14 protein-coding genes are annotated in these 11,766 nt (G+C 65.0%); 9 read left to right on the plus strand and 5 right to left on the minus strand.

All coding sequences use genetic code 11. The annotated features are described in order from the left end of the window. Positions 1 to 85 precede the first annotated feature (85 nt). Together bdcA and PVT67_RS04415 are read left to right on the plus strand one after the other, a co-directional pair. Positions 86 to 799 (plus strand): SDR family oxidoreductase, encoded by a 714-nt coding sequence (gene bdcA / locus PVT67_RS04410; RefSeq protein WP_301498220.1) that lies wholly within the window; start codon positions 86 to 88, stop codon positions 797 to 799. A gap of 18 nt (positions 800 to 817) precedes the next feature. Continuing rightward, positions 818 to 1,408: an FMN-dependent NADH-azoreductase gene (locus PVT67_RS04415; protein ID WP_301498222.1), complete on the plus strand. Its 591-nt coding sequence runs from the start codon at positions 818 to 820 to the stop codon at positions 1,406 to 1,408. Positions 1,409 to 1,448: 40 nt separating this feature from the next. On the opposite strand, the gene PVT67_RS04420 is transcribed toward PVT67_RS04415, so the two are convergent. Next, entirely contained in the window at positions 1,449 to 3,011 is a 1,563-nt protein-coding gene (locus tag PVT67_RS04420) for an ArnT family glycosyltransferase (protein ID WP_301498224.1), read from the minus strand. Between the two features lie 217 nt (positions 3,012 to 3,228). On the opposite strand from PVT67_RS04420, the gene PVT67_RS04425 reads away from it, so the two are divergent. Both PVT67_RS04425 and PVT67_RS04430 read left to right on the plus strand, forming a co-directional pair. Further along, the gene (locus tag PVT67_RS04425) at positions 3,229 to 3,393 is read left to right on the plus strand and encodes a hypothetical protein (RefSeq protein WP_301498226.1); all 165 of its coding nucleotides are present in this window, start codon (positions 3,229 to 3,231) and stop codon (positions 3,391 to 3,393) included. Positions 3,394 to 3,560: 167 nt separating this feature from the next. Continuing rightward, positions 3,561 to 3,827 carry an Lpp/OprI family alanine-zipper lipoprotein gene (locus PVT67_RS04430; protein WP_301498229.1) on the plus strand — a complete coding sequence of 89 codons (267 nt, stop codon included), beginning with the start codon at positions 3,561 to 3,563 and terminating at the stop codon, positions 3,825 to 3,827. 38 nt (positions 3,828 to 3,865) lie between these two features. On the opposite strand, the gene PVT67_RS04435 is transcribed toward PVT67_RS04430, so the two are convergent. Next, entirely contained in the window at positions 3,866 to 4,780 is a 915-nt protein-coding gene (locus PVT67_RS04435) for a L,D-transpeptidase family protein (RefSeq protein ID WP_301498230.1), read from the minus strand. Between the two features lie 197 nt (positions 4,781 to 4,977). Between PVT67_RS04435 and PVT67_RS04440 the strand changes: the two genes are divergently transcribed. Both PVT67_RS04440 and PVT67_RS04445 read left to right on the plus strand, forming a co-directional pair. Beyond that, entirely contained in the window at positions 4,978 to 5,823 is an 846-nt protein-coding gene (locus tag PVT67_RS04440; protein WP_301498232.1) for a mechanosensitive ion channel family protein, read from the plus strand. Next, complete coding sequence (locus tag PVT67_RS04445) at positions 5,823 to 6,782, plus strand: calcium/sodium antiporter (protein WP_301498234.1); 960 nt, start codon at positions 5,823 to 5,825, stop codon at positions 6,780 to 6,782. The genes PVT67_RS04440 and PVT67_RS04445 overlap by 1 nt, the downstream gene beginning before the upstream one ends. Before the next feature lie 46 nt (positions 6,783 to 6,828). On the opposite strand, the gene PVT67_RS04450 is transcribed toward PVT67_RS04445, so the two are convergent. Together PVT67_RS04450 and PVT67_RS04455 are read right to left on the minus strand one after the other, a co-directional pair. Next, complete coding sequence (locus PVT67_RS04450; RefSeq protein WP_301498236.1) at positions 6,829 to 7,440, minus strand: LysE family translocator; 612 nt, start codon at positions 7,438 to 7,440, stop codon at positions 6,829 to 6,831. A 77-nt stretch (positions 7,441 to 7,517) separates the two neighbouring features. Then, the gene (locus PVT67_RS04455) at positions 7,518 to 8,522 is read right to left on the minus strand and encodes a catalase family peroxidase (protein ID WP_301498238.1); all 1,005 of its coding nucleotides are present in this window, start codon (positions 8,520 to 8,522) and stop codon (positions 7,518 to 7,520) included. 191 nt (positions 8,523 to 8,713) lie between these two features. Here PVT67_RS04455 and PVT67_RS04460 point away from each other — a divergent pair, with 191 nt between their 5' ends. The 3 genes from PVT67_RS04460 to PVT67_RS04470 are packed head-to-tail and all read left to right on the plus strand — an operon-like array spanning position 8,714 to position 11,098. After that, the gene (locus tag PVT67_RS04460) at positions 8,714 to 8,956 is read left to right on the plus strand and encodes a FeoA family protein (protein ID WP_301498240.1); all 243 of its coding nucleotides are present in this window, start codon (positions 8,714 to 8,716) and stop codon (positions 8,954 to 8,956) included. Then, positions 8,956 to 10,800, plus strand: coding sequence for a ferrous iron transporter B (feoB, locus tag PVT67_RS04465; protein ID WP_301498242.1), 1,845 nt, complete (start codon positions 8,956 to 8,958; stop codon positions 10,798 to 10,800). The genes PVT67_RS04460 and feoB overlap by 1 nt, the downstream gene beginning before the upstream one ends. A 10-nt stretch (positions 10,801 to 10,810) precedes the next feature. Next, the gene (locus tag PVT67_RS04470) at positions 10,811 to 11,098 is read left to right on the plus strand and encodes a DUF6587 family protein (protein ID WP_301498244.1); all 288 of its coding nucleotides are present in this window, start codon (positions 10,811 to 10,813) and stop codon (positions 11,096 to 11,098) included. 16 nt (positions 11,099 to 11,114) lie between these two features. On the opposite strand, the gene PVT67_RS04475 is transcribed toward PVT67_RS04470, so the two are convergent. Further along, positions 11,115 to 11,609, minus strand: coding sequence for an Mpo1 family 2-hydroxy fatty acid dioxygenase (locus tag PVT67_RS04475; RefSeq protein ID WP_301498246.1), 495 nt, complete (start codon positions 11,607 to 11,609; stop codon positions 11,115 to 11,117). Positions 11,610 to 11,766: the final 157 nt, after the last annotated feature.

Raw genomic sequence — 11,766 nt, forward strand, 5'->3', positions numbered from 1 at the left:
TTTGAATTTTAGGCTGTTTTTCCCGGTTTTGCGTTGGAATAGCCTGGGCTCGTGGATTTTCAACCTCGCAGCTAAGGAGCCAATCATGGCCAATCTGACCGGAAAGAAAGCCCTGGTACTGGGCGGTAGTCGCGGCATAGGCGCCGCCATAGTGACCCGCCTGGCCGCCGAGGGCGCCGACACCCACTTCACCTATGCCGGCTCTGTCGACGCCGCCAACAGCCTGGCCGCCGCTACCGGCACCCAGGCCAGCCGGGTGGACAACAGCGACCGCGACAGCCTGAGTGCCTTCATCGCCGCCCAGGGGCCCCTGGACATACTGGTGATCAGCGCCGGCACCCTGGTGATGGGCGACCCCCTGGAACTGGATGCCGACCAGGTGGACAGGATGATCGACATCAACGTCCGCGCCCCTTACCACGCCGCTGTGGCGGCGGCCAGGCAGATGCCCGAAGGGGGCCGCATCATCGTCATAGGCTCGGTCAACGGCGACCGCATGCCCATGGCCGGCGCCGCCGCCTATGCCCTCACCAAGTCCGCCGTCCAGGGCATGGTCCGCGGCCTGGCCCGGGACCTGGGGGCGCGCGGCATCACCGTCAACAACGTCCAGCCCGGCCCCGTCGACACCGAGATGAACCCGGCCGAAGGCCCCTTCGCGGAGTTGATGCACAGCTTCATGGCCATCAAGCGCCATGGCCGCGGCGACGAAATTGCGGCCTTCGTGGCCTTCCTGGCCGGCCCCGAGGCCGGTTACATCACAGGTGCCCAGCACAGCATCGACGGCGGCTTCGGCGCCTGACCAACAGAGGTAAACGTCATGTCCAAGCTCAACATCCTGCGTATCGACGCCAGCATGCGTGTCAAAGGCTCCACCGGCCGCCAGCTCAGCGATCAGCTGATCGACAGGCTGGGCCAGGGCCAGCAACTCAAGGTGGTCAACCGCGACCTCAGCCAGGGGATCAGCTTCATCAGCGACGCCTGGATCGAGGCCAACTTCACCGACAAGGCCGAGCGCAGCCCCCAGCAGCAGGGGGTACTGGCCCAGTCAGACGCCCTGGTCGGCGAGGTGCGCGACGCCGACGTGCTGGTGCTGGCGGTGCCCATCTACAACTTCGGGGTGCCGGCCGCCTTCAAGGCCTGGGTCGACCAGATAGCCCGGGCCCGCGAGACCTTCCGTTTCACGGAGCGGGGCCCCGAAGGACTGCTGACCGGCAAGAAGGCCTATGTCATCGTCACCTCCGGCGGCACCCCCATGTTCAGCGACATCGACTTCGCCTCCGGCTTCGTGCGCCATGTGCTGGGCTTCATCGGCATTACCGACGTGACCTTCATCGGCGCCGACAAGCAGCTGATGGACGCCGAGGCCCTGGCCAAGGCCGAGGCCCAGATAGCGGCCATCGCCGCCTGAACAAGGCCCATGAAAAAGGCCGCCCCGAGGGCGGCCTTTTTTACTCGTCGACGTCTTCCGGTTGGTCCGTCAGCAGTTGCCACTGGCTGCTGGGCAGCAGCACATAGTAGCGCTTGCGGTAGGGGGTGCTGGCGATGGCGACAGCCCGAACCTGCGGGCTCAGGTGCCTTACCACCACCACCAGCGCACCGTTGGGATGGCCTTGGGCCCAGTCGCGGATGGCGTCCGCGCCGTGCAGGTCGGTGAGATCAGCGCTGCCACGGCCAAGGAAGCGGAACTGGTTGGCGTACTTGCCGAGGTAGCCCAGGGGCCGGCCTTCTTGCTGCAGCGCCGCGACCTTCTGGGCTATGGGGGACAGGTCGTAGTAGTGGTGCATGGCCGGGGCCACCGCCAACAGCAGCAACTGCATGGACAGGGGGAAGGCCAGCATCAGCACAGCATCCTTGGGCTGGCGCAGCATCAGCCAGGCAAAGGCCAGGGGCACCAGCGCCAGGGCCCTGACCCATTGCGGCAGGGGGGCGGCAGGGAACTGCTTGGCGGCGATGTCGGGCAGCATGGCCAGGGCCACAGTCAATGCCAGCAGCAGCAGGGCCTGGCCCCACTGGCGCTTGGCCTGGAACTGGGGCCATTTGCTGGCCAGCCAGATGGCCAGGAAGGGCAGGGTGGGCAGCAGGTAGTGGATCTGTTTGGAGCTGACCAGGCTGAACAGCAACAGCTGCGGCAGCATGCCCCAGAGGGCCATGCGCTGCAGCGGCGTGGCGGAAAATGAGCCTTTCCAGAAGCGGGTCAGGGTCCAGGGCAGCATCAGCAGCGGCACCATCATCAGGTACCAGTACCAGGGCCTGGTATGGGCGAAGGCGTTGGCGACGCGGCCTGCGGACTGGCGCCAGAAGATGGCTTGGGCATAAGCCTCGCCACCGTGGATGGCGGCCGGGACGGCCCAGGCCAGCACCACGGCGATGCCGAGCAGGGTGGCCAGGCCGGTGTCGGCCAGCCAGCGCTTGTTGTTACCCACCTCGCCTTGCCAGTACTTGTAACCCAGGGTCAACGGCAACCAGTAGAGCAGCATCACGGGGCCCTTGGCCAGCATGCCGAGGCCCACACCCAGGCCGGCCAGCCACAGCCAGCGGCGGTCCTGGCGGCTCTTGAGCATGCTCCAGACGGCCAGCAGCAGGCAGAGGGTCACCGTCATGTCGAACATGGTCAGGGGCAGGAACAGGGCCCAGGGCAACAGGGTCAGCAGCACCAGGGGGGCCCTGTTGGCCGTGGCCTCGTCCTGAGGGGAGGCCGCTTTCACCAGGGCGCTGAGCAGGAAGAAGTTGAGCAGGCCCACCAGGGGCATTACCAGGCGGGAGAGGTAATCCGAGCTGATGCCCAGTTGCCAGGCCAGGTTGATCAACCAAAACATCAGCGGCGGTTTGTGGGGATAGGGGGCGCCGTTCAGGTGGGGCACCAGCCAGTTGCCGTTCTGGGCCATCTCCCAGGCCACCGACAGGTAGCGGGTCTCGTCGACGGGAAGCAGGGGGAAGGCCAGCAACCTGGCCAGGATCAGCACCAATCCCAGCAAGGCTGCCAGGGTCGGGCCGGTGAAGACTTTACGCATTAGATAAGTCCTTGTTTTGACGAGTGTTGAGCTTCAGCTTTCAAGGTTAAGCCAGGATTAATGGTGGCTACATCGCTGCATAGCGGCAAGGATATGGCCCTGGAAAAAAGATCTCCAGGCCGAAGAAAGGCTTAGCTTCATCGCCACTTTTCCCCCCTTGCCAGCTGCCTTAAAAATGAACTAAAGCTTTATGACCAATCATCACAGGGAGGTCACGATGCGCCAACCCACCGACCCCAGAGACCGCCTGCTGCAGGCGAACGAGACAGAAAACGAAGCCTTGCTCGACCCCAGGCATGATGATGAAGGCCCCGACTTCTCTGAAGAGTTTCGAGCCTTCTGCCCGGTAAGCGATCGCGACTACGGGCCCTTGGAACGCTGAACCACCCTGTGAAAACCCGCCACCTGAGCGGGTTTTCTTTATTAGACGTTTTCTTGATGACAGAGGCCAGCGCCCTTTGGCAAGCAGGAAAAAAAATTTATGCCACACTTCAGGGTGCAATCCTTGGCAGTAAAGGTTTGTCACCTATGGAAAAAAAAGGAGTGGATATGAAGCGTACTGTGACATTGGCGGCCCTCATCGTTGCGGCTGCATCCCTTTCCGGCTGTGCCAACAGCAACCTGGAGTCCCAGGTGCAGGCACTGTCCAACAAGGTAGACCAGCTCTCCGGCAAGGTAGACCAGATGGCCTCAGACCAGGCGATGATCAAAAAGGATGTGGCGGATGCCAAGTCGGCTGCCGAGAATGCCAACATGGAGGCCAAGCGGGCCAACCAGCGCATCGACAACATGTCGTCGACCTACTACAAGAAATAAGAAAAGGCGCCAGCGGCGCCTTTTCTTCTGGTCCCGGTTCAAGGCGCCTGTACTGAGGCGCCTTGTTGTTTCTGGCCGACGGCCAGGGGCAGGCCGCTCTTGGCCAGCAGGGCCTGGCGCACCCTGTCCTCGTCGGCGAAGTTGGCGCTCAGCCACTTCTGCTGGGACTGGCTGAGTTGCAGCAGGTCGGGGGCGCTACCGCCCCGGGTCAGGGGCTGGTGCACTTCCAGGTAGAGGGTGCCGTCCGGCTCCAGGGCCGTCTTGACGGGCTGGTTGACGATGCGCACCGGGGTGCCCACCGGCACCATCTGGAACAGTTCCTCAATGTTGTCCGGCATCAGGCGGATGCAACCGGCGCTGACCCTCATGCCCACGCCGACGTCCAGGTTGGTGCCGTGAATGAGGTACTGGCCGCCTTTGAAGCCGAGGCGCAGGGCGTACTTGCCGAGGGGGTTGTCGGGGCCGGCCGGCACCTTGTCGGGAATGCTTTGGCCCTGCTCGGCAAGGCGCTCATGGGTGCCTTTGGTGGGGGTCCAGACCGGATCCTTCTGCTTGCTGACCACGGCCGTCTGGCCCAGGGGGCTGTCCAGGCCGATGCGGCCTATGCCCACAGGGAAGACGAAGACCCGCTTGTTGGCGGTATCGAAATAATAGAGGCGCAGCTCGGCCAGGTTGATGACGATGCCTTGGCGGGGAGCGTCTGGCAGCAGCATGGCGGTGGGCAGGGTCAGCAGCAAGCCGGGGGACGGCAACAGAGGATCTATGCCGGGGTTGGCCTCTATGAGATTGAGGGGGCTGAGATCCCGGTCGCGGGCTATGGCCTCGAAATAGTCCCCCTTTTCCACCTTGTAGCTGACCAGTTGGCCCAGCAGGGCGCTGTCCTTTGGGGGCAGGGGGAAGACGGCGGCCTGGGCGCAGGCGCTGAGCAGCAGGGAGAGGAGCAATAACCTCATGGCGGGCCTCAATGGTGATACCTTGACCATGTTAGCCCGCTTCGGGGCTTGGGCGCGACAAGGGCCTTGCGCTTTTGCGGGCCAAGACAGGCTGTTGTCAGTTTTTCCCGAGCCTGGCTTTCCTTTTACCGTACTGATTTTTCCCGCCGCTGCCTTTATGATCCGGCTCTTTATTGCGGGGAAAAGGCGACAAGAGGATGGAAACCGTCAAAACGTTTTGGCAGAGCCATGCCGAGCTCTTCCTGGATCTGGCCTACAAGGCGCTGTTGGTGCTGCTGGTGCTGGTGGCGACTGCCGTGCTGGCGGGCTGGGCCCGCAGATCGGTACGCCATGCCCACCAGAAGCTCAACAAGTTGGACGCCACCCTGGTGCCGCTGCTGTCCAGCCTGGCGGGCTACGGTTTCTACCTGGTGGGGCTGGTCATCATCCTCGATATCCTCGGCTTCAACACCTCCAGCCTCATCGCCCTGCTGGGTGCCGCCGGCCTGGCGGTGGGCCTGGCCCTCAAGGACACCCTCGGCAATATCGCCGCCGGCATCATGCTGCTGATCCTGAGGCCCTTCAAGGCGGGGGACTTCATCGAATGCGGCAGCTTCAGCGGCACAGTGAAAGAAGTGGGGCTCTTCACCACAGTGCTGGAAACCGGGGATGGCCTCTATGTCAGCGCCCCCAACGGCAGCCTCTGGGGAGCCCCCATCAAGAATTACAGCCGTAACGGCAAGAGGCGCATGGATCTGGTGGTGGGCATCGCCTATGGCGACCCCCTGGAGAAGGGCCTGGCGGTGCTGGCTCGCCTGGCCGCCGAAGAGCCGAGGCTGCTGAGCGATCCTGCGCCCCAGGTGATGGTACTGACCCTGGGGGAGAGCAGCGTCAACCTGCAGCTGCGGGCCTGGGCCAAAGTGGCGGACTACTGGCCCGCCTACTGGGACCTTAACCAGCGCATCAAGCTGGCCATCGAAGCCGAGGGCCTCACCATTCCCTTCCCGCAGCGGGTATTGTCCCTGGCCCCCGGCCATTCGTTCGTTTCCAAGGAGTCCCATTGATGTTGTTACCCCTTCTGGCCGTGCTGGCGGGCCTGGCCCTGCTGGTTTGGAGCGCCGACCGCTTCGTGGACGGCGCCGCGGCCACGGCCCGCCACGCCGGCATGCCGCCGCTGTTGATCGGTATGGTGGTGATCGGCTTCGGCACCTCGGCCCCTGAGATGGTGGTCTCGGCCCTGGCGGCCCTGAACGGCAATCCCGACCTGGCCCTGGGCAACGCCTACGGCTCCAACATCACCAATATCGCCCTGATCCTGGGGCTGGTGGCCATGCTGAGCCCGATCCAGGTGCAGTCCCAGGTGCTGAAGAAGGAGCTGCCGGTGCTGGGGGGCGTGACCTTGCTGGCCGGTGCCTTGCTGCTGGACGGCAAGCTGGGGCGCCTGGACGCCGCCATCCTGCTGGGGGTCTTCGCCGTGCTGATGGGCTGGAGCATCCACCAGGGCCTGCGCCAGCGTGGCGATGCCCTCAGCAAGGAAGTGGGGAGCGAACTCAAGACCCATCCCATGCCCCTGAACCGGGCCCTGTTCTGGCTGCTGCTGGGGCTGGTGCTGCTGGTGGTCAGCTCGCGGATACTGGTCTGGGGGGCCGTCGCCATAGCCCAGCAACTGGGGGTCAGCGATCTGGTGATCGGCCTGACGGTGGTGGCGGTGGGTACCTCGTTGCCGGAGCTGGCCAGCTCCCTGGCGGCGGTGCGCAAGGGCGAACATGACCTGGCCCTTGGCAACGTCATCGGTTCCAATCTCTTCAATACCCTGGCGGTGGTGGGCATAGCGGCCGCCATCAGGCCCATGTCGGTGGACATGCTGGTGCTGCACCGGGACTGGGTGCTGATGGCGGTGTTGACGGTGCTGCTGTTCGTCATGGGCAGCCGCCAGAGCCGCATCAACCGCGTCGAGGGAGCGGTGCTGCTGGCCTGTTACCTGGGCTACACCGGCTACCTGGTCAGCACCATGGTGGCCTGAGGCCAGACCCCAGCAAAAGAAACGGCGCCATGGGCGCCGTTTTTTGTCAGCGGCTGGCCAGGAAGAGGCCGGCGGCGGCCATCAGGCTGCCGGCGCCGCGGTTAAGGCCGCGCATGGCCCGCTCGGAGCGGAAGAAGAGCCTGGCCCTGCCGGCAAAACCGGCCACAGTCCAGACTCCCAGGAAGAGGCCGGTGAAGGTCAGGGCCACCACCAGGGCGATATCCTGGCCGGTCAGGGCCGTCAGGTCCATGAAGCTTGGCAGGAAGGCCAGGTAGAAGAGGATCGCCTTGGGGTTGGACAGGGAGATCAGCATGCCCTGGACGAAGCTGAAGGCGCCGTCGCCCCGGCCCGGATGCCCGTCGGCGGGCGGGGCCGGCTTTGCCGTCCACATCCGGTAGGCCAGGTACAGCAGGTAGGCGGCACCGGCCAAGCGGATACCCAGGAAGAGGCCACTGAAGTGGCTGGCAATGGCGGCCAGGCCAAAGCAGGCGGCCAGCAGGTAGAGGATGTCGGAGAGGATCATGCCGAGCCCCAGCCAGAGGCAGGCGCCGGCCCCCTTGGCCAGGGCCCGCCCCAAGATGGCGAAGACCCCTGGCCCCGGGGTCAGGCAGAAGATATAGATGGCGATGAAAAAGGAGAGGGCGCTTTGTGCTGTCATGGCCTGGCCTCAACGGGGATGTGGCGGCAGTGTAGCGCCGCAGCAGCGATGAAAAAAGCGGCCCTGGGGCCGCTTGCTCAGTTGCCGGACAGCCGCTTGCCGAAGGACACCGCATAGGCCGCCGAACGGGCCCTCAGCACGGGGTCGTCTGTCACTGCGATGCCGTCGGCCACCACCATGGGGTCGAAGTTGATGGGCTCGCAGGCGGCGCCTTTCTGCGCCATGGCCTGAGTGATGGCAAGGGTGCCCAGGGTCACTTCTTTGCGATCAGCCGGCCAGGGCTTGGAGGGATCGTTCTGCGGATCCCCTTCCTGGCCCAAGGTCACCACCAGGTCCCATTTCACAGGCCCCTTGTGGGTGCGGTCGATCAGCACCTTTTCCAGGAAATCGGCCGGGGCCTTCTGCATCTGCTCGTCGGTCATGAACTTGACCCCGTCCTGGGGTTCGAAATGCCAGCGCACCAGCGTCTTGTGGTTGTCCTTGTTGACGAACCAGAAGGCGTGGAGGCTGTAGTAGGGGCTGTTGGCGTAGCTGGGGGGCGGGTTGTGGCTCTTGGCGTAGTCCCCCATGGCCTGGTAGTCGGGGTGACTGGCCGCGAAGGTCTTGATGGCCTCGGGGTCGGGCTTGTGGGTGGCCGGATCCGGCTTCAGGGCCACCAGCATGTCGTAGAAGGTCTGGGGCTTGGCGGCGCCGAAGATAGGCATGTTGATCATGGTCATGTGCTGGATGGCGCCGCCGGGCAGCTTGAACTCCAGGGCCATGCCCCTGACCCCCTTGGCGGCGTCCGAGGCCGCCGGGTTGCCACCCCCGACGGAGAAGCGGGCCGTGACGGGAATGGTGTCGCCGCTGAACAGCTTGGAGCGGGAATAAGCGGCGCCGGCCGGCAACCCTGTGAATTCACCCAGGGCGCAGCTGCCCTTGATGTGGTTGCGGCGCTGGCCGGGGTGGACGCCGAAGGCATCTTCCATGGCCGAGATCATCTTCACGGGGCCGACATCACCGCTGTCGGCGCCAAAGGCGAACAGGGGCAGCAGTGGCAGGCAGCCGAAGGCGGTGGTGGCAACAAAGCGTGACAGTTTCATCAAGGGTTCTCCCAAATGGCCGCCAAGGGGATGGGCCAGCTACCCAGTATAGTGTCCGCCGGCCCCTGCCCAGGGGCTCTTCCCTGCTATGCCCAAGGACCCCTGATGGGTATCTGTGATCGCCGCCATTTTGCGGGCGGCGCCATAGTAGGTATAATGAGACCGATTATCGTTTGTAAGGCTGTGATCCCATGAATCTGGCAGATGCAAAGAAAGGGCTCCAGGCGTTCGTCCTGGCCGTGAAAGATGCCTACCCCGACGACCCCATTGCCCGCCGCCTGCGAGAGCTGGGTTTTGTCGATGGCGAGCCGGTCAAGGTGGTGGCCCGCAGCTTCTTTGGCGGCAATCCCCTGGTGGTCCAGGTGGGCGCCACCCGCTTTGCCCTGCGCCGCAACGAAGCCCAGCGCATCACCCTGCAACTGGGAGCCGCTTGATGAGCGAGGCCAGTTCCCGCATCGCCCTGGTGGGTAACCCCAACTGCGGCAAGACAGCCCTGTTCAACCAGCTGACCGGCAGCAACCAGAAAGTGGCCAACTACGCCGGCGTTACCGTCGAGCGTAAGGAAGGGCGTTTCCGCAGCCCCTCCGGCCGTAGCTTTCAGCTGCTGGACCTGCCCGGCGCCTACAGCCTGGACGCCACCAGCCCCGACGAGGAAGTGACCCGGGACGTCTGCCTGGGCCGCCTGCCCGGCGAGGCACTGCCCGACCTGCTGGTCTGCGTGGCCGACGCCACCAACCTGCGCCTGCACCTGCGTTTCGTGTTGGAAGTGCTGGCCCTGGGCCGGCCCGTGGTGCTGGCGCTGAACATGATGGACGCCGCCAAGCGCAAGGGCATCGCCATCGACAGCCAGCTGCTGGCGCAAAAGCTCGGCATCCCGGTGGTGGAAACGGTGGCGGTGGACCGCCAGGGCGCCCAAGCCCTGGTGGCGCAGCTGGAACAGGACTGGCCCCAGCCCAGTGCCCTGGTGGCCGGGGACATCCAGGCTCGCCACCAGCAGGTGCGCGAGCTGATGCGCGACGCCGTGCGCCAGGGGCCCGTAGTCCATAGCCTGGACGACAAGATCGACGCCCTGGTGCTGCACCCGGTGCTGGGCCTGGGGTTGCTGGCGGTGCTGATGTTCTTCATCTTCCAGGCGGTCTTCTCCTGGGCCGAGCCGGTGATGGATGCCATCACCGACGGGGTCAGCGCCGTCGGCGCCTGGGTCACCGGCTTCCTGCCGGCGGGCAGCGCCCTGCACAGCCTGCTGGCGGACGGCATCTTCGCCGGCCTCGGCAACGTGCTGGTGTTCATGCCGCAGATCCTGATCCTCTTCTTCTTCATCCTGACGCTGGAGGAATCCGGCTACCTGCCGCGGGCCGCCTACCTGCTGGACCGGCTGATGTTCAAGGCCGGCCTCACCGGCCGCGCCTTCATCCCCTTGCTGTCGAGCTTCGCCTGCGCCGTGCCCGGCATCATGGCCACCCGCAGCATCCAGGACCCTCGGGAGCGCCTCATCACCATACTGGTGGCGCCGCTGATGACCTGCTCGGCGCGGCTGCCCGTCTATGCGCTGCTGATCGCCGCCTTCATCCCCCACCAGACCGTCTGGGGCCTGTTCAACCTCCAGGGCCTGGTGCTCTTCGGCCTCTATTTCGCCGGCATCCTCAGCGCCCTGGTGGTGTCCCTGGTGCTCAAGTGGGTGCGTAAGGACAAGCGCGAGCACGCCCTGATGATGGAGCTGCCGGCCTACCGCATCCCCAACCCCAGGGATCTGGCCTTCGGCCTTTTGCAGCGGGCCAAGATCTTCCTGCGCCGGGTGGGGGGCATCATCTTCGCCCTGACGGTGATCCTCTGGTTCCTGTCCAGTTTCCCCGGCGCGCCTGAAGGGGCCACTGGGCCGGCCATCGACTACAGCTTCGCCGGCCGCCTGGGCCATGCCCTTGCCTACATCTTCGCGCCGGTCGGCTTCAACTGGCAGATCTGCGTGGCCCTGGTGCCCGGCATGGCGGCCCGTGAGGTGGCGGTGTCGGCGCTCGGTACCGTTTACGCCATGTCCGGCTCCGAAGACGCCGTGGCCAACCAGCTGGGGATGCTGATCGGCGCCCAGTGGTCGCTGCCCACGGCCCTGGCGCTGCTGGCCTGGTACGTCTACGCGCCCCAGTGCATCTCCACCTTGGCGGTGATCCGCCGGGAGACCAACTCCTGGAAGGTGATGCTGGGGGCCATGGCCTACCTCTTTGCCCTGGCCTATGGCGCCGCTTTCGCCACATTCCATATCGCCAGCAGCCTGTTGGCCTAAGGAGGGGGAGATGCTGTTCGAGCTGATACAGACCTTGGTCATCGCCAGCCTGCTGGCCTGGAGCGGCCTGGTGGTGGCCCGCAAGCTGGCCCCAGGCTGGCTGCTGCGTGCCCAGGGCCGGCTGGCGGCCGGCCTGCTGGCCCCGGGGCGGGGCCTGGTTGCCCGCCGCCTGGGTCTGCTGGTGATGCCGAAAATCGCCGCCCAGGGCGGCTGCGGCAGCGGTGGCTGCGGCCCTTGCCAGGGCTGCGCCCCGGCACCCTCAAAGGACCCGCAGGAGATCCTGAGGGTCAAGCTCTAAGAAGCGGCTTCCCGCCCTAGTGGACGGGGCCGGCGCGCCCTTCCACTTCGGCCTTGAGCCCTGGCAGCAGCCCCAGCAGGAAGGCCAGCTCCGCCACCACGAACAGCGGCCCTATGGCCAGCCCCATGAGATCGTCCAGGAAGGCCGGCTTCTTGCCCTCGAAATAGTGGCCGATGAACTGGAACACCCAGCCCACCACGAAAAGCCCTATGCCGAGGGGAAGCCAGAGGCCGGCCTGCACCGCCGCCTGGCCGGCCCAAAGCGCCAGCCCCAGCAGCACCGTCATCACCAGCCCCAATCCCAGGCTCAGCCGCAGGTAGTAGAGGCTGCAGAGCAGCGCCACCAGCGTCGCCGGGCTCAGGGTCCATCCGGCCAGCAGCCAGTGGGGGCTGGACAGCAATATGGCCGCCGCCGCCACTATCAGGGGAATGCCCACGAAGTGGGTCAGGATGTTGCGCCTGTCCCTGTGGTAGTTCGCATAGTTAACTAACTGATCCGCTAAATTTCTCATCCTGAAATGTCCTTTTTCTGCATGCTTTTTTGACGACTTTTCCACCATGCCACGGAAGGGGGCGGAAAAAAATTTCCTGGTTCTTTTCTCCACTTTATTTGGTAAAAAGCCGGCTAAGTAGGACAGACGGTTGGCTATCGGCGAATGGTGGAGAACA

Source organism: Gallaecimonas kandeliae (genome assembly GCF_030450055.1).
GTDB lineage: Bacteria > Pseudomonadota > Gammaproteobacteria > Enterobacterales > Gallaecimonadaceae > Gallaecimonas > Gallaecimonas kandeliae.

Excerpts from the sequence above, each read along its gene's own strand:
- PVT67_RS04430 (WP_301498229.1), top strand. The coding sequence starts at position 3,561 with ATGAAGCGTACTGTGACATTGGCGGCCCTCATCGTTGCGGCTGCATCC.
- PVT67_RS04470 (WP_301498244.1), top strand. The coding sequence starts at position 10,811 with ATGCTGTTCGAGCTGATACAGACCTTGGTCATCGCCAGCCTGCTGGCC.
- PVT67_RS04425 (WP_301498226.1), top strand. The coding sequence starts at position 3,229 with ATGCGCCAACCCACCGACCCCAGAGACCGCCTGCTGCAGGCGAACGAG.
- PVT67_RS04475 (WP_301498246.1), bottom strand. The coding sequence starts at position 11,609 with ATGAGAAATTTAGCGGATCAGTTAGTTAACTATGCGAACTACCACAGG.
- bdcA (WP_301498220.1), top strand. The coding sequence starts at position 86 with ATGGCCAATCTGACCGGAAAGAAAGCCCTGGTACTGGGCGGTAGTCGC.
- PVT67_RS04420 (WP_301498224.1), bottom strand. The coding sequence starts at position 3,011 with ATGCGTAAAGTCTTCACCGGCCCGACCCTGGCAGCCTTGCTGGGATTG.
- PVT67_RS04435 (WP_301498230.1), bottom strand. The coding sequence starts at position 4,780 with ATGAGGTTATTGCTCCTCTCCCTGCTGCTCAGCGCCTGCGCCCAGGCC.
- feoB (WP_301498242.1), top strand. The coding sequence starts at position 8,956 with ATGAGCGAGGCCAGTTCCCGCATCGCCCTGGTGGGTAACCCCAACTGC.
- PVT67_RS04460 (WP_301498240.1), top strand. The coding sequence starts at position 8,714 with ATGAATCTGGCAGATGCAAAGAAAGGGCTCCAGGCGTTCGTCCTGGCC.
- PVT67_RS04415 (WP_301498222.1), top strand. The coding sequence starts at position 818 with ATGTCCAAGCTCAACATCCTGCGTATCGACGCCAGCATGCGTGTCAAA.
- PVT67_RS04450 (WP_301498236.1), bottom strand. The coding sequence starts at position 7,440 with ATGACAGCACAAAGCGCCCTCTCCTTTTTCATCGCCATCTATATCTTC.
- PVT67_RS04455 (WP_301498238.1), bottom strand. The coding sequence starts at position 8,522 with ATGAAACTGTCACGCTTTGTTGCCACCACCGCCTTCGGCTGCCTGCCA.
- PVT67_RS04445 (WP_301498234.1), top strand. The coding sequence starts at position 5,823 with ATGTTGTTACCCCTTCTGGCCGTGCTGGCGGGCCTGGCCCTGCTGGTT.
- PVT67_RS04440 (WP_301498232.1), top strand. The coding sequence starts at position 4,978 with ATGGAAACCGTCAAAACGTTTTGGCAGAGCCATGCCGAGCTCTTCCTG.